The following is a 17,378-nucleotide window of genomic DNA, read 5'->3' as shown; positions in this document are numbered from 1 at the left end:
CGGTTTCTTGGCCGCAGGGACTATAGCGGGGGCCGGTTCGTCGCGTCAGTTCTTCAAATGCGGGTTCAGTCGTCCAGGTTGAGTTTCTGGCGCACGTCCTTGCGGATGATCTCCACGTCCTTGCCGCTCAGCATCACCCCGGCGACGACGAAGGCGAGCGCGAGGCCGATGGCCGAGGCCATGGCGCCCGTGCCCCAGGCCGGACCGTAGGTGTCCCAGATGAACACGGTGCCGAACCAGAACCCGCCGAACGAGGCCAGCGCCGCCAGCAGCAGGAAGCCGACGCGCATGCACAGCCCGCCGATGCGGTTGGCCGACATCAGCTCGCGGAACATGGCCGACGCCTCGGCCTCGGCGATGGCGCGGGTGATCTTGTTGCGCGCGATCTTCTGCCAGTCGCCGTAGGCCATGCCGGTGCTGCCGTCCAGGCGGCCTGGATTGAGGATCGCCTCCTTCAGGTCGGCGACGATGCTGTCGGCCCGTTCCTTCGGCGTCTTGCGCTTCAGGCTCGGATAGATCGGCCCGTCATCGGAGTTCGCGGGGGACTCGCGGAAGACCGGGCCGGGGGAGACCGCGGCTCCGGCACCGGCGGGGCCGCGCCGGGCGGGCGGGCCGGCGTGGGCAGGGCGGTTGGGGGCAGGGCGGTTGGACGGTGGGCGCATACGCTGTTCCGCTCGCATCGACATCGGGCTGCCCGCGATCAGAGGGTGCCGCGGAGCACTCGTTCGCGAAAATACCGGTTCAGCGTGGCGAAGGCGACCGAATCCAGGTTGTTGAACGCTACGCCGACCGACCCGTCATCGTCGTCCTTGCGCCGGACCTCGCCACTGGTGCGGAACAGGGCGCCCGGGCCGGCGGTCGGCACGAAGACGCGCATGGCGGTACAGTCGCCCGGTTCCAGCGCGCCGGAATACTCCAGCACCCGGAGGCCGCCGAGGCTCCAGTCGCCGATGGCATAGGGTGCATTGCCGATGACGACGGTCATGGGGGCGGAGATCCGGCGGGTGCTGCGGCGGTCGGCCTGGCGGTTGCCCGGGGCGGGGGTGGGTGACATGGGGTCATCTCCGATTGATGCTTCATCGTGTCCTGCGGAGGCGGTGTCCGAGGGCACGGTCTCCGCCGGTTCTCCAGCAACCGGCGTGCCAAGGCGGCAGGTCACGGCGGCGGGCGTTGTTTTCCAACGATTCGTGCCGTGCCGTCGGTCCGACGCGCCCGCGCCGGCGGCAGAATCTGCCCGGCCGGAGCCGTCCGCGTGGATCGCCTTTGCCCAGTGGGCCGACCGTGAATCGCCCTCCAACTCGTTAAGGATAGAGCGACTTCACACGACCGGATGTTTCGCCTGACCGTGGTTTTTTTAGGCCGTGTGCTTGCTGACCGGGCCGAGATTGGGCCAGGCGGGGCGGGTCGACACGTCCTTCGATCCGCAGGAGCTGCACCGCATCCGCGCGCCGATCTCCGGCACCGGGAAGGCCGGGCCGAGCTGGGCGATCAGCATGGCGGTGGACGCCTCTGCATAGTGGCTGCACCGGTTGCACCAGCAGAACACGCCAACCTTGGCCGACAGCAGATCCCCCAACTGGGCCGCCCGCTGGTCGCGGTCCTTCCGGTCCATCAACTCCCGCTTCATCCGTCCCATGCCGCGACCGTCCTCGTCCCGTTCTGTCGAGTGAGAACATAACAAGAACACTCGAGGCGAACAACTGGGAGCGAAATTCAACCGGCCTTTTGCATGTCGCGGATTCAGTCAAAAGTTGTATTGGATAATGTGCAATTCAGTTGAAGCGACGCAAGCGTTTGAAGACGTCTTTATGTTTGTTTGTGTATTTATTTATCAACTCACTCGTCATCCCGAACCGATCCCGGATTTAATCCGGGACGGGATGGCGGCGGGGGAGGGGGTGAGTTCGGAGGTGGCCGCGCCCGAGGTGATCGGCACAGAGCGCCCTCAGCTCTGTACCAGCCGGGGCAGCTTCTCGAAGACGGCGAGCACGTCCAGCAGGCTGGTGCTGCTCTTCAGGCGCTTCTGGCCCGCGAACAGGGCGAAGGTCGGCCGCTTCTGGCCGCGGCGCTGGGTCTTCGACACCGAATAGAGCGGCCGTTCGTGGGTGTGCCGGAAGATCGAGAACACCGCCATGTCGTCATGCCGGTCCAGCGCATAGTCCCGCCATTCGCCCGCGGCGACGCGGCTCGCATACAGCGAGAGCAACTGACCCAACTCGTGACGGGTGAAGAAGAAGTGGCGGACCGACTTGCGCGTGCTCGGGAGACGGATGAGATTTTCCATCGGCCGGCGGATATCCTTGCGTTACCTAGCCTGTCTGCTAGGAAGTCTTTCTGAATTTCCCGGCGGGGTAAACCCCCAGCGGTCATGTCCCGGGGACATGTCCCAGCCCTCGCGTCGCCGCCAAGGGCGGTTGGCGGGTGCGCGTTGATTTCCGCACGCCCCGCCGCTAGGTTGCGCGACCGCCGCATATCCGCGGATGACCGTGTTCCGGATGCGGCGGGCGAGCCGGACACCTGAGTTTGGAGAACGATGCCGTGGCCGACATCTTCCGGGAAGTCGACGAAGAACTGCAGCAGGAGCGCGCCGCGACGCTGTGGAAGAAGTATGGCGGCTGGGTCATCGCGCTCTGCGTTGGCATCGTCCTGGCCGTCGCCGGCAACGTCTTCTGGCGCGAATACAAGGCGAACCAGCGGGCCGAACAGGCCGCCGCTTATGCCGAGGCGTCCGCCCTGCTCGGGCAGGAGAAGCCGCGCGAGGCCGCCGAGGCCTTCGCCGCCCTGGCCGATTCAGGCGATGCCGGCTATGCCGCGATCGCCCGGCTGAGCCAGGCCGCCGCCCTGGTCGATGCCGACGATATTCCGGCCGCCGCCGAAACCTACATGGCGATCGCCAACGACTCGTCGGTGCCGGCGCCCTATGGCGATCTGGCGCGGCTGCATGGCGTAAGGCTGCGGATCGGCACCGCCAACGCCCCGACCCTGCACAGCGACCTTGCGCCGCTGCTGACCCCGGGCAACGCCTGGGAGCCGCTGGCCCGCGAGACCGAGGCGGCGATCTCGATCCAGGAGGGGGACATCGACGCCGCCCGGGAGTCCCTGAAGCTGATCGCCGACAACCCGGAGACGCCGGGGCAGCTGCGCCAGCGCGCCAGCGAACTCCTCCAGGCCCTGGGCGGGTGAGGTCAGCGTGATCCGCTTCGGCGCCCGTTTCCCCCTCGTCGCCTCCCTTGCCGCCACCCTCGCGCTCGCCGGCTGCGGCAGCGGCGACTTCTTCGGCGAGGACGCCCAGATTCCGCTGCCGGGCGAGCGGCTTCCGGTGCTGCAGATCGGCGAAGGCCTCAAGGAGGACCCGAGCATCGCCGACCTGCAGGTCGTGCTGCCGCGTCCTTATGTGAACGCCTACTGGTCGCAGCCCGGCGGCAACGCCTCCAAGGCGCTCGGCCATGTGGATGCCGGCGACGCCCTGGCACAGGCCTGGTCCGTGTCGATCGGCAGCGGCGGCGACGACGAGGTGTCGCTCCTGACCCAGCCGCTGGTGGTGGACGACACCGTCCTCGTGCTCGACAGCGAGGCCAATCTGCGGGCGCTGAACGCCGCCAACGGCCGCGAGCTGTGGGAGCACGACCTGCGGCCCGAGGACGAGGACGACGCGGTCTATCCGGGCGGCATCGTCGCCGACGCCGCGAACGTCTATGCCGCCACCGGCTTCGGCGAGGTGATCTCCTTCGCCATCGCCGACGGCTCCGAGAACTGGCGCGTGCGCCTGCCGGGACCGGTGCGCGGGGCGCCGGCGATCGCCGACGGGCGCCTGTTCGCGGTGACCCTGGAGAACCGCACCATCGCCCTGTCGACCGCCGACGGATCCCGGATCTGGGAGCACCAGGGCATCACCGAGATCGCCTCCCTGCTTGGCGGCGCCGCCCCGGCGGTGCAGGGCTCGACGGTGCTGGTGCCGTACTCCTCCGGTCAGCTCTTCGCCCTGCGTGTCGAGACCGGTCGCGTGGTCTGGGTCGAGAACCTGTCGAGCCTGCGGGCGCTGGACGCCATCTCCCGCCTGTCCGACATCCGCGGCAGCCCGGTGATCGACGGCGACCTGGCCTTCGCGGTCAGCCATGCCGGCCGCATGGCGGCGATCGACATGCGCTCCGGCCGCCGGGTGTGGGAACGCGCCATCGGCAGCACCTCGATGCCCTGGGTGGCCGGCGAGTTCGTGTTCGTCGTCAGCCTGACCGGCGAGGTGGTGGCCCTGACCCGGCGCGACGGCCGGGTGCGCTGGGTGCACCGCCTGCCGCGCTACGAGGACATGGAGGATCAGACCGGGCCGATCCAGTACGCCGGTCCGGTTCTGGTCGGCGACCGGCTGCTGGTCGGCTCGTCCGACGGCTTCGTCTATGCGATTTCGCCGTATACCGGCAAACTGCTCGGCCGGATCGAGGTCGGGGACCCGGTCTATGTCGCCCCCATCGTCGCCGGTGGCACGATCTACGTCCTCGACAACGACGCGCAACTGCGCGCGTACCGCTAGGGGACCCGCCATGGCGCTCAAGGTCGCCATCATCGGCCGGCCGAATGTCGGCAAGTCGACGCTGTTCAACCGGCTGACCGGGACCAAGCACGCCCTGGTCGACGACACCCCCGGCGTGACCCGCGACCGGCGTGAAGGCGACGGCCGGATCGCCGACCTCAATTTCCGCATCGTCGATACCGCCGGCCTGGAGGACGCCCAGGACGACAGCCTGGAAGGGCGCATGCGCCGCCAGACCGAGGCGGCCGTGCAGCAGGCCGATCTGGTCTTCATGATGATCGACGCCCGGGCCGGCGTCACGCCGCTGGACGCCCATTTCGCCGACTGGCTGCGCCGGGTGAAGGTGCCGGTGACCGTGCTCGCCAACAAGTGCGAGGGACGCGGCGGTATCGCCGGGCTGAGCGAGGCCTATAAGCTGGGGCTCGGCGACCCGGTGCCGATCTCCGCCGAGCATGGCGAGGGCATGGGCGAGCTCTACGACATCATCCGCGCCCGGATCGAGGCCGATCCCGTGCTCGCCGCCGAGCTCTATGCGGAGGACGAGGAGGACCCGTTCCCCGAGGAGGTCCTGGACGGCGTCGATCTCGACGAGGCCGATCTGGAAGAGGACGCGATCCTGCAGGATCGGGGGCCGAAGGGTCCGCTGAAGCTCGCCATCGTCGGCCGTCCGAACGTCGGCAAGTCGACCCTGATCAACCGGCTGCTCGGCGAGGACCGGCTGCTGACCGGCCCCGAGGCCGGCATCACCCGCGACTCCATCGAGATCCCCTGGAGCTACAAGGGCCGGGAGATCCACCTGATCGACACCGCCGGTCTGCGCCGCAAGGCCCGGGTGGTGGAGAAGCTGGAGCGGATGTCGACCACCGACAGCATGCGGGCCGTGCGCTTCGCCCAGGTGGTCATGCTGGTGCTCGACGGCGAGCAGATGCTGGAGAAGCAGGACCTTGCCATCGCCCGCACGGTGCTGGACCAGGGCCGCGCCCTGATCATCGCCGTCAACAAGTGGGACGCGGTCGCCGACAAGAACGCCGCCGGCCAGCGCCTGCGCGACCGGCTGGACACGTCGCTCGCCCAGGTGCGCGGCATTCCCTGGATCGCCGTCTCCGCCCTGCGCGGCAGCAATCTGGACAAGCTGCTGGACGCGGTGTTCGACATCTACGACGTCTGGAACACCCGGGTGCCGACCAGCCGGCTCAACCGCTGGCTGGAGCGCATGGTCGATCAGCATCCGCCGCCGCTGTCCAAGGGCCGGCGCCTGCGCCTGCGCTACATGACCCAGGTCAAGGCCCGTCCGCCGACCTTCGCCGCCTTCGTCAGCCAGGCGGACGAGCTGCCGGAAAGCTACGTGCGCTACCTGATCGGCGGCCTGCGGGACGAATTCGGGCTGGCCGGAGTGCCGATCCGGGTTAATCTGCGCAAACGGCGCAACCCCTACGTCGACGACCGCTAGCCGAGAGGCGGTGACGGGGCGGCTGCCGCACGCAGCGCAGGACGGAGCCGCCATGCGAAGCCGCGGGAAGACGAAGCTGGATGCCAGGGTCTCGATCTCGGACCTTGCGCGGATGTACGACGGACGGAACGACGGCACGCCGCCGACCCACCGCTACACCAAGGGCCGCATGCCGCTGCGCCGCGGTTCCCTGAACCAGACCGGCACCGTGAACCAGGGCGGCACGCGGCTGGCCCGGCTGAAGGCCCGCGCGTCGGGCATCCGCTATGCGCTGCAGACCGAGGCGATGGACCGCTCCAAGCTGCGGGAGCTGGAGCAGACCCTGCGGAACCTGGAGCTGGCCATCCGCGGGATGGAAGACACCTTGAAGAGCGAGTGAGGACGGGGTGGGCGAGATTCTCAACAGGCTGGTGGAGGATTGCCGTCGTGCGGCGGGATCGACCGATCCGGTCGCCGGGGTGCAGGCCGCGCTGTCGCTGGTGACGGCGGATCCGGACACGACCATCGCCGAGATCCCCGACTTCGAGGGCGAGGATTACGTGCTGCACCGGGCCGACGACCTGTCGGTCTTCCTGGTGCGTCAGGCGCCGAACACGGCGGGGCCGCCGCACGATCACGGGATGACGGCGGTGATCGCCATGCTGGAGGGGGTGGAGATCCACCGCCGCTACCGCCGGGAGGGGCAGCGCATCACCCTGGACCGGGAGCAGACGGCCGGTCCCGGCGGCATTCTGGTGCTCGCCCCGCGCGACGTGCACGCCATCGCCAACCCGGACCCGACCCCGTCGATCGGCGTCCATGTCTATCTGGGCGACATCGTCGGGATCGAACGCACGCTGTGGGATACGGCTTCCGGCGAGGCGCTCCCGTTCACCCTGGATAGCTACGAAAGCAGGGTGCGGGCCTACCGATAGACCAACCTCCCCACGGAGTTTGTGACAGCGACCACGGCTTGACACCCGACGCCCGGCCAACAAGGTTGGGGTTTCCGTCGTCGGTGCCGTGCCGACCTTACGTACGGATCGGTACCGCCGGTCCAAGACCAGATTGTGGACTGTTTTCCATGTTACGCCCGGAGTCATTCGAGTCGGTCAACGACGCCCTGGACATGGGCTCGATCGAGCGCTTCCCGGTTCTCTCCGGTGTTTTCGAGACCTGGCGGCGGCTCGGTGACGGCGCGGCGCCGACGGGCGTCGATGCCCTGGACCTCCCGCCCCGGGCGCTGCCCTATCTGATGCTGGTCGATCTCGACGGGACGAAGGACGCGGTGATCCGTCTGGCCGGAACGGCAGCCTGCGATCTCTATGGCCGCGAGTTGAAGGGCACCAGCGTCCACGACTTCTTCGGCGCCCGGGACGCGAAGCTCGTGCTCGACGGCCTGCTGACGGTCGCGGAAACCGAGGCCCCGATGCTGACCCACCGCTCCTATGTCTCGATCAACGGAAAGCCGTGGAGCTATGTCCGGCTGCTGCTGCCGATCCGTCCGGAGGGCGGCCGGGTGACACGGATCCTGAAGGCGCTGGAGCCGAGCAAATTCAGCGCCGTGCCGGTGCGCTCGGCGCCGGCGAACCGCCGCGCTGGGCTATAGGGCCGGCGAGCCTATGTCCGTGTAGGCTCTATACAGAGCACCCCCGATGTTTGAGTATTCGCCAGACGATTGGGCTGGTGCCCACGGCATCGGGTAGAAGGGGGATCGTTTCGGGCGCGCGATTCCGGGCGGCGCCGGCCGCTGAATTGGGGCGGATGACCCTATGAAACTGAAATGGCTGGTGCTTCTGGTCTTTGCCGGCGTGCAGACGCTCACCGCCGGGATCGTCGCCGTGAGCACCTGGGCGGTGGTGACCGGTTCGGTGGCGACCAACACCGCACACACCACCCGGGCCGTCGCCGATACGGTGCGGCTGCGCTTCGAGCGGTTCGTCGATCCGGCGACCGACGCGGTCGACCTGGCCCGCTTCGTCCTGCAGCGCCACGGTCCGGTGGACGTGTCCCTCGACACTTTCGAACGATTCATGTTCGACCAGTTGACCAGTCATCCGGTGGTGGACGCGCTCTACATGGGCCGCTCGACCGGCGAGTTCATGATGGTCAAACGGGTCCGGGCGCCGGGGCCGCCGACCTTCCTGACAAAGCATATCCGCGTCGCGGAAGAGGGCCGTACGGTCGAGTTTCGCCTGCGCGACCGGCAGTTCGAGCTGGTGCGGCGCTGGCGCGACGACGACGACCCGTTCGACCCGCGCACCCGGCCCTGGTACCGGGTAGCCCAGGAGCAGGCCGAGGAACAAGCCCAGGACGACATCCAGCGCTGGACCGAGCCCTATACCTTCTTCACCTCCGGCGCGCCCGGCGTCTCCACTGCCAACGCCCTGATGGGCACCTCGGCCGACAGCTGGGGTGCGGTCTCGGTCGACATCGAGACCGGTTCCTTTTCCAAGTTCCTGTCCTCCCTGGCCCTGCCCGGCGGCGGCGAGGCGTTCATCGCCGGGTGGGACGGCGAGGTGGTCGCTCTGCCGGCGGAGATCGGGGAGGCGGGGCGGGCGCTGTTCGCCGAGCCCGACGACAGCCGGCGCCCGGCCCTTCTCCTGGCCCTGCTCGAGGCCGACCGAGAGGCGCTGGCGGCGGCCGGAGACGGCAGGGTGCTGCGCGACGTGGTGGTCGGCGGTCGGTCCTACATCGTCCACCTGGTCGGCTTCGCGGAGGCCGGCATGCCCTGGAGCATCGTCGTCGCCGTGCCCGAGGACGCCGTCTTCGGCTGGGTCTACCGCCTGCGTAACGAGATCATGGCGATCAGCGTCGCCGCCTGTCTGCTGGCGGGCGTCCTGCTGCTGCTGTTCTGGCACCGGGCGATCGAGCGGCCGATGGCGGCGATCTCCTCGCGGCTGGCGGTCATCGGCGCCGGCGGCAATGGGGACGGCGCGCCGGTGTCCGGGGCGAAAGAGATGCGGCAGATCGACCAGGCGGTGATCGCCGCTGGTCAGATGATCAGCGAACGCCAGGCTGCCCGGCTGTCATTGATCGACCGGCTGCGCGAGCTGGTGGAGGCGATGGAGCGGGCGCCGGTGGGGATCGCGATCCTGGAGGCCGACCGGCGGCTGAGCTTCGCCAACGGGGCGGCGCGTACCGCCCTGTCGGTCGGCGACGGCGACGATGTCCGCCTCGACACCGCGGTCCTGGGCATGTCGGAAGCCGAGTTCGCGGCCAAGGCCGAGCTGGTGGCCGGAGGGCGCACGATCCGCGGCGAGGCGGTGCTGCCGGACGCCGACGGCGCGGAGGCGGAATACGGGGTCCTGCTGTCGCCGCTCGGCGACGGCGACGAGGCCCGGATCCTGCTGGTGCTCGAGGACGTCTCCACGGCCAACGTCCTGGAGGCGGGTATTGTGGCGGCGCGCGAGGCGGCGGAGCGCAGCGACCAGGCCAAGACCCTCTTCCTGGCGCAGATGAGCCACGAGTTCCGCACGCCGCTGAATGCCATCGCCGGGTTCTCCGAGATGCTGCAGGGAGCGCCGGATATGGGCTCGGAGAAGGCCCGCCAGTATATCGGCCATATCAGCGCCAGCGCGGCGACGCTGCTGGAGATGGTCGATCGCATCCTGGAATACGCCCGCTACGAAAGCGGGGCCGTCGGCACGGCGCCGCGGCCGACGGATATCGCGGGCGTGCTGGAGGATGCCATCGACGCGGTGAGCCGCGAGGCGGCGACGGCCGGGGTGACTGTGGAGCTGACCCTGCATGGCCGGCTGGAGCCGGTGGCGGCGGATCCGGCGATGCTGACCCGCGCCCTGGAGCAGCTTCTGTCCAACGCCATCAAGTTTTCCAGGCCCGGCTCGGCCGTCTCGGTCGCCGCGGCCCCCAGCCCGGGCAAGGATCCGCGGCGCGTCACGGTCGGCATCGTCGACCGCGGCAGCGGCATCAACCCGGTCGATCTGCCGCGGGTGTTCGATCCGTTCTGGAAGGCCGACACCCATCTGCGGGCCAGTACCGAGGGGCCGGGTCTGGGGCTGGCGATCGCCCGACGCATCATCGCCGGCTTCGGCGGTCAGATCGAGGTGGACAGCGCCCCCGGAGAGGGAACGCGGGTCGTGGCGACCCTGCCGGTGTTCTCAGGTCCGAGCCCGGACCGCTCGAACGGCAACTGAGCCGACGTGCTTCTCCGGGGTGGTTTTTTCGGTCGGTTCTTCGGGGTGGTCAGCCTTGCGCGTCGATCCGTTCGCCATGGGCGACGCAGGCCGGAGAGGCCAAGTCGAGGAACGCGGGGGCGATATCCTCCGGCGTCTTCAGGGTCATCGGATCCTCACCCGGGAAGGCCGTCGCCCGCATCTTTGTGCGCGTGCCGCCCGGGTTCAGCAGATTGATCCGCAGGTTGGTGCGCCGGGTCTCGCCGGCATAGGCGCGCACCATGGCCTCCAGCGCGGCCTTGGACACCGCATAGGCGCCCCAGTTCGGTCGCTCGCCGACGGCGGCACCGGAGGTCACGAAGATCGCCCGTCCGGCGTCCGACTGGCGCAGCAGCGGGTCCAGGCTGCGCACCAGCCGCTGGCAGGAGCTCAGGTTGACCGTCATCACCTCGTCCCAGAGCTTGGGGTCGTAGTGCGAGATCGGGCTGAGCACCCCGAGGATGCCGTGGTTGGCCACCAGCACGTCCAGCTTGCCCCAGCGTTCGTAGATCGACGCGCCCAGGCGGTTGATCGCTTCGAAATCGGTGAGGTCCATCGGGACCAGGGTGGCCTCGCCGCCGGCCGCCTTGACCCGGTCGTCCGTCTCCTCCAGGCCGCCGACCGTGCGCGCCACCAGGATCAGGTGGGCGCCCTCGCGGGCGAAGGCCTCGGCGACGGCGGCACCGATGCCGCGCGACGCGCCGGTGATGAGCGCGACACGCCCTTCGAGAATGCCAGTCATAGAACCCTCAGGAGGCTTCGGCGAGCAGGGAGAGCTGACGCGTCCGGCCGCCGGTGTAATCGGTCAGCGAGATCGGATAGTCGCCGGTGAAACAGGCGTCGCAGAACTGCGGCACGTCGTTGTTCCGCGCCGCTTCGCCCATCGCCCGGTACAGCCCGTCGATGGAGATGAAGGCGAGGCTGTCGACGCCGATCTTCTCCGCCATCTCCTCCACGCTCATCTGCGCGGCGAGCAGCTTGGAGCGCTCCGGCGTGTCGACGCCGTAGAAGCAGGAATGGGTGGTCGGCGGGCTGGCGATGCGCATGTGCACCTCGGTCGCCCCGGCCTGGCGCACCATCTCCACGATCTTCGTCGAGGTGGTGCCTCGGACGATGGAATCGTCGACCAGGATCACCCGCTTGCCTTCGAGCTGCCCGCGGTTGGCGTTGTGCTTCAGCTTGACGCCCAGGTGGCGGACCTTGTCGGTCGGCTGGATGAAGGTCCGGCCGACATAGTGGTTGCGGATGATGCCCAGCTCGAACGGCAGGCCCGAGGCCTCGGCATAGCCGATCGCCGCCGGCACGCCGGAATCCGGCACCGGGACGACCACGTCGGCATCGACCCCGCTCTCGTTCGCCAGCTCGGCGCCGATCCCCTTGCGGGCGGCATAGACGCTGTGCCCCTCGACCATACTGTCGGGGCGGGCGAAGTAGATGTACTCGAAGATGCAGAACCGGCTCGGCCGCGGACGGAACGGGAAGAACGAGCGCACACCCTTGGCGTCGATCACCACCAACTCGCCCGGATTGATGTCGCGGACGAAATCGGCGCCGATGATGTCCAGGCCGCAGGTCTCCGAGCACAGGATATAGGCGTCGCCGATCTTGCCGAGCACCAGCGGGCGTACGCCGAACGGGTCGCGCAGGCCGATCAGTGTGTCCTTGCTCATGCAGATCAGGGAATAGCCGCCCTCGACCTGGTTCATCGCCTCGACCAGCCGGTCGACCACCGACGCGCGGCGCGAGCGGGCGATCAGGTGGATGATGACCTCGGTATCCATGGTCGACTGGAAGATCGAGCCCTGGCGCACCAGACCCTCGCGCACCTGCAGGGCGTTGGTCAGGTTGCCGTTGTGGCACAGCGCGAAGCCGCCGAACTCCAGATCCGCGAACAGCGGCTGCACGTTGCGCAGCGCCGTCTCGCCTGTGGTGGAGTAGCGGGTATGGCCGATCGCCGAGTGACCGACGAGCTGGTCCATGACCTCCTGATTGTCCTCGCCGAAATTCTCGCCGACATGGCCGAGGCCGCGGTGGACGTTGAACGTCGTCCCGTCGGTGGCGACGATCCCGGCCGCTTCCTGGCCGCGATGCTGCAGGGCGTGGAGGCCCAGGGCGGTGTGCGCGGCGGCGTCGGACGTGCCGAAGATGCCGTAGATCGCACACTCTTCATGAAGATGGTCGTCGTCATAGGGAGAGGTCGTGAGCGTCATGCGCGGGTCCGGTCCTCGCTCGAGGGGGAGATGTCGGACGGGGTCATACCCCATCCGATCGGCGACGGCCCTCCAAAACGAAACAGCACCCACCTATTGGGTGCTTTGGATGGCCCGGTTCAGTTCCTGACGTTCCTTGTCAGTATACCCCTGATTGCCCCCCGACGCATCGGGATTCGGGGTGTCGCTGCGAGGTGTGGGGCTGAGCAGCCGCTCTTTCAAGGCCTCGCGGGTTTCATCCTCAGCCTGCCTGCGGAGTCGCGCCGCCTCTGTGTCGGCCTGGCTGCGCAGGTGTTCCGGCACCAGGGTGACCAGCATGTCCGATCCGGCCACGATCAGAGGTAGAGATTTCGCCTCGGTGATCCAGGTCGGGTGATCCTGCGAGTCCGGTTCCGCCCACAGCACGAGCAGGTAGGCGACGCAGACCAGGACCACGCCACGCAACACCCCGAACAGGAAGCCGAGCGACCGGTCGACCGCGCCGAGCCCCACCATCTGCAGGGTTCCGCTCGCCAGTCGGGCGAGGATCATGAAGATGATCAGGGCGACGATGAACAGCACGCCGCCGGCAATCAACTCGCCCAATGGTCCGTCGATGCCGGTCAGGTCCTCAACGATGGGGGTCGCCGGCTTGTAGCCGTAGATGCCGACCGCCAGCGCGCCGACCCAGGCGACGATGGAGAACACCTCCGCGACAAAACCGCGCATGAGCGCCAGAAGGCCCGACAGGACCACCACGGTGATGACGGCGATGTCGGTGATGTTGATCGGCAGGGAATCCATTGAGGGCCCGTATCAGGAGGCGACGACTCGGCGACCGATGCGGGCATCGTCGCCGGGATCATGGAGCAGGTCCACCAGATCATGTAGCCGGGAGATTTCGACCAAATCGAGGCCGCCGGACAGGGCCTTGCCGCCCTTGCGGCGCGAGGCGGGCAGCAGGGCCTTCTCGAAACCGAGCTTGGCGGCCTCCTTCAGCCGGGCCTCGGCCTGGGTGACGGCGCGCACCTCGGCCGACAGGCCGATCTCGCCGAACACCACGGAGCCCTTGGGCACCGGCACGCCGGTCAGCGAGGAGAGTAGGGCCGCAGCCACCGCCAGATCGGCGGCCGGCTCCGACACGCGGAGCCCGCCGGCGACGTTGAGGAACACGTCGTTGCCCGCCAATGAGACGCCGCAGCGCGCCTCCAGCACGGCCGTGACCATGGCCAGCCGGTTGCCGTCCCAGCCGACCACCGCCCGACGCGGGGTGCCGTAGGGGGAGGGGGCGATCAGCGCCTGGATCTCCACCAGCACCGGCCGGGTGCCCTCAACCCCGGCGAAGACGCAGGCGCCGGAGATGTCGTCCTGGCGGTCGGACAGGAACAGAGCCGAGGGGTTGGTGACCTCCATCAGCCCGCCCTCGGTCATCTCGAACACGCCGATCTCGTCGGTCGGACCGAAGCGGTTCTTCACCCCGCGCAGGATGCGGAACTGGTGGCCGCGCTCGCCCTCGAAATACAGCACCGTGTCGACCATGTGCTCCAGCACCCGGGGGCCGGCGATGGCGCCTTCCTTGGTGACGTGGCCGACCAGCAGCAGGGCGATGCCGCGCTTCTTGGCCACCCGGATCAGTTCCTGGGCCGAGGCGCGGACCTGGGCGACGGTGCCCGGCGCGCTGTCCAGCGCGTCCACATACATGGTCTGGATCGAGTCGATCACCACCACGTCGGGGCTGTCGGCGGCCTCCAGGCTGGAGACGATGTCGCGCACGCTGGTCGCCGCCGCCAGCCCGACCGAGGCCCCGGCTACGCCGAGACGCTGGGCGCGCATTCGGACCTGGTCCACCGCCTCCTCGCCGGAGACATAGGCGCAGCGGCAGGTGCCGGACAGGCCGGCGACCACCTGCAGCAGCACGGTCGACTTGCCGATCCCCGGATCGCCCCCGATGAGGGTCGCGGAGCCGGGGACCAGCCCGCCGCCAAGCACGCGGTCGAACTCGCCGATGCCGGTGATCCGCCGGGGCGTCTCCTTGCTCTGGCCCGCGAGTTCGACGAAGTTGATGCGCCGGCCGCCGCCGGGCTTAAGCCCTTTCGGCGCCGCCTCGACGACCTCTTCGACCAGGGTGTTCCAGGCGCCGCAGGCGTCGCATTTGCCGGCCCACTTGGCCGTCACCGATCCGCATTCCTGGCAGACGTAGCGGCTGGTCGATTTCGCCATCCGTGTCTCCGTCCTCAGCCGCGCCGGACGGCCATCTGGATCGGACCTTCGGCCCGGCCGTGGATGAACTGGTCGACATAGTCGTTGCCCGAGCTGTCGATGTCCGACACCGGGCCGGCCCAGATGATCTTGCCCTGGTACAGCATGGCCATGCGGTCGGCGATCTTGCGCGCGCTGGCCATGTCGTGGGTGATCGACAGGCCGGTCGCGCCCAACTCGCGGGTACATTTCACGATCAGGTCGTTGATCACGTCAGCCATGATCGGGTCGAGACCGGTGGTCGGCTCGTCGAAGAAGATGATCTCCGGGTCGGTGGCGATGGCGCGGGCCAGCGACACGCGCTTCTGCATGCCGCCGGACAGCTCCGACGGCGACAGGGCGGCGACATCCTCGCTCAGCCCCACCTGGGCCAGCTTGTCGATGGCGACCTTGCGGGCGTCGGCCCGGTCCACCTGCTTGGAGGCCATCAGGCCGAAGGCGACGTTCTCCCAGACCGGCAGGCTGTCGAACAGCGCGCCGCCCTGGAACAGCATGCCGAACTTGCGCATATAGGCCTCGCGCTCGGAGCGCGGCAGGCCGACCACGTTCTCGCCGTCGATCTCGATGGTGCCGGAATCCGGCTCCATCAGGCCGATGATGCATTTCAGCAGCACCGACTTGCCGGTGCCGGAGCCGCCGATCACGACGACGCTCTCGCCGGCGCCGATATCCAGGTCGATGCCGTTCAGCACGACCTTGGCGCCGAAGCTCTTCTTCAGGTCCCGGATGCGCAGTTTAGGGGTGTCGCTCATCTGCTTCGCCCTCAATCCGCAAAGAACATCTCGGTGATGACGTAGTTCGCCACCAGGATCATGATCGAGGCCGTGACCACGGCGTTGGTCGTCGCCGCCCCCACGCCCTGGGCGCCGCCGCGCGAGTTGTAGCCGTGATAGCAGCCCATCAGCGCGATCAGGAACCCGAACACCGCCGCCTTGACCAGACCCGAGATCACATCCATCCGCTCCAGATACTGGATGGTGGAGCTGATGTAGTTGGCGGCGTTGAAGTCGAGCTTGTAGACGCCGACCACATAGCCGCCGAACACGCCGATGATGTCGCCGATCAGCACCAGGATCGGCAGGCTGATGGTGGCGGCGATGACCCGGGGGGCGATCAGATACTTGAAAGGGTTGGTCGACAGGGTGGTCAGGGCGTCGATCTGTTCGGTCACCCGCATGGTGCCGATCTCGGCCGCCATGGCGGCCCCGACCCGGCCGGCGACCATCAGCCCGGCCAGCACCGGCGCCAGCTCGCGGGTCATCGACAGCACGACCACGGTGGCGACCGCGCCCTCGGCGGAGAACCGTGCGAAGCCGGTGTAGCTCTGCAGCGCCAGCACCATGCCCGAGAACAGCGTGGTCATGCCGACCACCGGCAGGGAGTAATAGCCGATCTCGATGAACTGCCGCAGGATCAGCCGCGGATAGAAGGGCGGGCGCACGCAGTGTCCGATCGCGGCGGACGCGAATAGCCCGATGCGGCCCGTGGTGGCCAGGAGTGTCAGGAAGCCTCGGCCGATCGCCGCGAGAGGATTCATCGCACGGAGTACCCCGATCGATCGTTGATGCAAGCGATCCCGGCCGTCATTCGGCGCTGTCGACGTAATGGCGCACATAGCGGCTGCCGAGCGAGGTCAGTAGCTCGTAGCCGATGGTGCCCGCCAGGTCCGCCATCGCGTCGGGCGTCACCGTCGGACCCAGCACTTCCACCATCCCTCCGGGAGCGGTGTCGGCCGGGTCCATGTCGGTCACGTCGACCATGATCATATCCATGGAGACGCGTCCTACCACGTTGCACAGCCGGCCACCAACCGCCACGCGTCCGACCGACGAGAGGCTGCGCAGGTAGCCGTCGGCGTAACCCGCCGCCACCGTGGCGATCCGGGTCTCCCGTCCGGCCCGCCAGGAGCCTCCGTATCCGACGGTCCAGCCGCGCTCGACCGTCCGTACCTGGAGGATCCGGCCCTCGATTCGGATTGGGCAGCGCATCGGGTTGTCGCCGCCGGCCGAGGGGCGGCCGCCATACAGGGCGATGCCCGGCCGGGCCAGATCGTGGTGATAGTCGGATCCCAGAAAGATTCCCGACGAATTGGCGAGGCTCGCCTTGATGGCTCCCGGCAGGCGGCGGCGCATTTCGGTGAAGCGGGCGAGCTGCTGGGCGTTCATCGGGCTGTCCGGCGCGTCGGCGGCGCACAGGTGCGACAGCACGTATTGCCAGTCGATGCCGTCGAGCAGCGCAGGATCCTCGGCAACTTGGTCCATCTCGCGGCCGTCCAGGCCGAGCCGGTTCATGCCGGTATCCACGTGCAGCATGGCGGCCAGCGGCGCGCCGGTCTTCACGCCGTGCGCGCGCCAGCGGGCGACCTGGCCGAGATCGTTCAGCACGGGGGTGAGCCGGTGTTCGACATAGGCCGCCTCGGTGCCGGGCAGCAGACCGTTCAGGCAGGCGATGTCGCCCTCGGGCAGGATCTGGCGCAGGCCCACCGCCTCGTCGAAGGTGGCGACGAAGAAGGTGCGGCAGCCCTCCTCGTACAGGACGGATGCCACATGGTCGGCGCCGAGGCCGTAGCCGTCCGCCTTCACCACGCCGGCGCAGGGCACGTCGCCGAGCTCCCGGCGCAGCCGCCGGTAATTCTGCCGCACCGCCCCCAGATCGATGGTGAGGCGGGACAGGGTGGCGTCGAAGGCGAATGTCGTCGTGACCATCAAGGTCCGATATCAGGCGGGCGGGACGGGGACAAGGCGCAAGAGGGGTTCTCCCCGATCGAGGTTCGATCCATGCTCCCGGAAAAGAGGGAG

The 17,378-nt window shown here is 68.6% G+C and carries 18 protein-coding genes; 7 read left to right on the top strand and 11 right to left on the bottom strand.

Annotation, left to right across the window (positions count from 1 at the left end; translation table 11 throughout):
• Nucleotides 1-65 precede the first annotated feature (65 nt).
• The 4 genes from G578_RS0100825 to G578_RS0100810 form a co-directional block, all read right to left on the bottom strand.
• Complete coding sequence (locus G578_RS0100825; RefSeq protein WP_028792644.1) at nucleotides 66-662, bottom strand: hypothetical protein; 597 nt, start codon at nucleotides 660-662, stop codon at nucleotides 66-68.
• Nucleotides 663-700: 38 nt separating this feature from the next.
• Entirely contained in the window at nucleotides 701-1,054 is a 354-nt protein-coding gene (locus G578_RS0100820) for a PilZ domain-containing protein (RefSeq protein WP_028792643.1), read from the bottom strand.
• Between the two features lie 300 nt (nucleotides 1,055-1,354).
• A complete protein-coding gene (locus G578_RS0100815) occupies nucleotides 1,355-1,636 on the bottom strand; it encodes a hypothetical protein (RefSeq protein WP_028792642.1) in 282 nt (93 codons plus the stop codon).
• A gap of 309 nt (nucleotides 1,637-1,945) precedes the next feature.
• Nucleotides 1,946-2,284 (bottom strand): DUF2794 domain-containing protein, encoded by a 339-nt coding sequence (locus G578_RS0100810; RefSeq protein ID WP_028792641.1) that lies wholly within the window; start codon nucleotides 2,282-2,284, stop codon nucleotides 1,946-1,948.
• Between the two features lie 254 nt (nucleotides 2,285-2,538).
• On the opposite strand from G578_RS0100810, the gene G578_RS0100805 reads away from it, so the two are divergent.
• The 7 genes from G578_RS0100805 to G578_RS28000 all read left to right on the top strand — a co-directional run bounded on the left by G578_RS0100805 (nucleotide 2,539) and on the right by G578_RS28000 (nucleotide 10,114).
• Nucleotides 2,539-3,183 carry a tetratricopeptide repeat protein gene (locus tag G578_RS0100805; RefSeq protein ID WP_028792640.1) on the top strand — a complete coding sequence of 215 codons (645 nt, stop codon included), beginning with the start codon at nucleotides 2,539-2,541 and terminating at the stop codon, nucleotides 3,181-3,183.
• A gap of 7 nt (nucleotides 3,184-3,190) precedes the next feature.
• Complete coding sequence (locus tag G578_RS0100800) at nucleotides 3,191-4,528, top strand: outer membrane protein assembly factor BamB family protein (protein ID WP_028792639.1); 1,338 nt, start codon at nucleotides 3,191-3,193, stop codon at nucleotides 4,526-4,528.
• 10 nt (nucleotides 4,529-4,538) lie between these two features.
• Nucleotides 4,539-5,978 (top strand): ribosome biogenesis GTPase Der, encoded by a 1,440-nt coding sequence (der, locus tag G578_RS0100795; RefSeq protein WP_028792638.1) that lies wholly within the window; start codon nucleotides 4,539-4,541, stop codon nucleotides 5,976-5,978.
• A gap of 52 nt (nucleotides 5,979-6,030) precedes the next feature.
• Nucleotides 6,031-6,357, top strand: a complete 327-nt coding sequence (locus G578_RS0100790) for a hypothetical protein (protein WP_028792637.1) — start codon at nucleotides 6,031-6,033, stop codon at nucleotides 6,355-6,357.
• Between the two features lie 7 nt (nucleotides 6,358-6,364).
• Nucleotides 6,365-6,892: a cysteine dioxygenase gene (locus G578_RS0100785; protein WP_028792636.1), complete on the top strand. Its 528-nt coding sequence runs from the start codon at nucleotides 6,365-6,367 to the stop codon at nucleotides 6,890-6,892.
• A gap of 149 nt (nucleotides 6,893-7,041) precedes the next feature.
• Nucleotides 7,042-7,566 (top strand): PAS domain-containing protein, encoded by a 525-nt coding sequence (locus G578_RS0100780; RefSeq protein WP_028792635.1) that lies wholly within the window; start codon nucleotides 7,042-7,044, stop codon nucleotides 7,564-7,566.
• Between the two features lie 163 nt (nucleotides 7,567-7,729).
• On the top strand, nucleotides 7,730-10,114 hold the full coding sequence (locus tag G578_RS28000; protein WP_028792634.1) for a sensor histidine kinase: 2,385 nt from the start codon (nucleotides 7,730-7,732) through the stop codon (nucleotides 10,112-10,114).
• Between the two features lie 49 nt (nucleotides 10,115-10,163).
• On the opposite strand, the gene G578_RS0100770 is transcribed toward G578_RS28000, so the two are convergent.
• The 7 genes from G578_RS0100770 to alr form a co-directional block, all read right to left on the bottom strand.
• Entirely contained in the window at nucleotides 10,164-10,874 is a 711-nt protein-coding gene (locus tag G578_RS0100770; RefSeq protein ID WP_028792633.1) for an SDR family NAD(P)-dependent oxidoreductase, read from the bottom strand.
• 7 nt (nucleotides 10,875-10,881) lie between these two features.
• Nucleotides 10,882-12,342, bottom strand: a complete 1,461-nt coding sequence (purF, locus tag G578_RS0100765; protein ID WP_028792632.1) for an amidophosphoribosyltransferase — start codon at nucleotides 12,340-12,342, stop codon at nucleotides 10,882-10,884.
• A gap of 93 nt (nucleotides 12,343-12,435) precedes the next feature.
• Nucleotides 12,436-13,125 carry a CvpA family protein gene (locus tag G578_RS0100760; protein WP_028792631.1) on the bottom strand — a complete coding sequence of 230 codons (690 nt, stop codon included), beginning with the start codon at nucleotides 13,123-13,125 and terminating at the stop codon, nucleotides 12,436-12,438.
• 12 nt (nucleotides 13,126-13,137) lie between these two features.
• Nucleotides 13,138-14,541, bottom strand: a complete 1,404-nt coding sequence (gene radA / locus G578_RS0100755) for a DNA repair protein RadA (protein WP_028792630.1) — start codon at nucleotides 14,539-14,541, stop codon at nucleotides 13,138-13,140.
• Nucleotides 14,542-14,555: 14 nt separating this feature from the next.
• A complete protein-coding gene (locus G578_RS0100750) occupies nucleotides 14,556-15,332 on the bottom strand; it encodes an ABC transporter ATP-binding protein (protein WP_028792629.1) in 777 nt (258 codons plus the stop codon).
• A gap of 11 nt (nucleotides 15,333-15,343) precedes the next feature.
• The gene (locus tag G578_RS0100745; protein ID WP_028792628.1) at nucleotides 15,344-16,117 is read right to left on the bottom strand and encodes an MlaE family ABC transporter permease; all 774 of its coding nucleotides are present in this window, start codon (nucleotides 16,115-16,117) and stop codon (nucleotides 15,344-15,346) included.
• 46 nt (nucleotides 16,118-16,163) lie between these two features.
• Nucleotides 16,164-17,285 carry an alanine racemase gene (alr, locus tag G578_RS0100740; protein WP_028792627.1) on the bottom strand — a complete coding sequence of 374 codons (1,122 nt, stop codon included), beginning with the start codon at nucleotides 17,283-17,285 and terminating at the stop codon, nucleotides 16,164-16,166.
• Between the last annotated feature and the right edge of the window lie 93 nt (nucleotides 17,286-17,378).

The organism is Thalassobaculum salexigens DSM 19539 (assembly GCF_000423805.1).
GTDB classification, from domain to species: Bacteria; Pseudomonadota; Alphaproteobacteria; order Thalassobaculales; family Thalassobaculaceae; genus Thalassobaculum; species Thalassobaculum litoreum.
This window is presented reverse-complemented; position numbering and strand designations above follow the sequence as displayed.

Coding starts and splice junctions, on each gene's coding strand:
- G578_RS0100825 (WP_028792644.1), bottom strand. CDS start 662: ATGCGCCCACCGTCCAACCGCCCTGCCCCCAACCGCCCTGCCCACGCC.
- G578_RS0100820 (WP_028792643.1), bottom strand. CDS start 1,054: ATGTCACCCACCCCCGCCCCGGGCAACCGCCAGGCCGACCGCCGCAGC.
- G578_RS0100815 (WP_028792642.1), bottom strand. CDS start 1,636: ATGGGACGGATGAAGCGGGAGTTGATGGACCGGAAGGACCGCGACCAG.
- G578_RS0100810 (WP_028792641.1), bottom strand. CDS start 2,284: ATGGAAAATCTCATCCGTCTCCCGAGCACGCGCAAGTCGGTCCGCCAC.
- der (WP_028792638.1), top strand. CDS start 4,539: ATGGCGCTCAAGGTCGCCATCATCGGCCGGCCGAATGTCGGCAAGTCG.
- G578_RS0100790 (WP_028792637.1), top strand. CDS start 6,031: ATGCGAAGCCGCGGGAAGACGAAGCTGGATGCCAGGGTCTCGATCTCG.
- G578_RS0100780 (WP_028792635.1), top strand. CDS start 7,042: ATGTTACGCCCGGAGTCATTCGAGTCGGTCAACGACGCCCTGGACATG.
- G578_RS28000 (WP_028792634.1), top strand. CDS start 7,730: ATGAAACTGAAATGGCTGGTGCTTCTGGTCTTTGCCGGCGTGCAGACG.
- G578_RS0100770 (WP_028792633.1), bottom strand. CDS start 10,874: ATGACTGGCATTCTCGAAGGGCGTGTCGCGCTCATCACCGGCGCGTCG.
- purF (WP_028792632.1), bottom strand. CDS start 12,342: ATGACGCTCACGACCTCTCCCTATGACGACGACCATCTTCATGAAGAG.
- G578_RS0100760 (WP_028792631.1), bottom strand. CDS start 13,125: ATGGATTCCCTGCCGATCAACATCACCGACATCGCCGTCATCACCGTG.
- radA (WP_028792630.1), bottom strand. CDS start 14,541: ATGGCGAAATCGACCAGCCGCTACGTCTGCCAGGAATGCGGATCGGTG.
- G578_RS0100750 (WP_028792629.1), bottom strand. CDS start 15,332: ATGAGCGACACCCCTAAACTGCGCATCCGGGACCTGAAGAAGAGCTTC.
- G578_RS0100745 (WP_028792628.1), bottom strand. CDS start 16,117: ATGAATCCTCTCGCGGCGATCGGCCGAGGCTTCCTGACACTCCTGGCC.
- alr (WP_028792627.1), bottom strand. CDS start 17,285: ATGGTCACGACGACATTCGCCTTCGACGCCACCCTGTCCCGCCTCACC.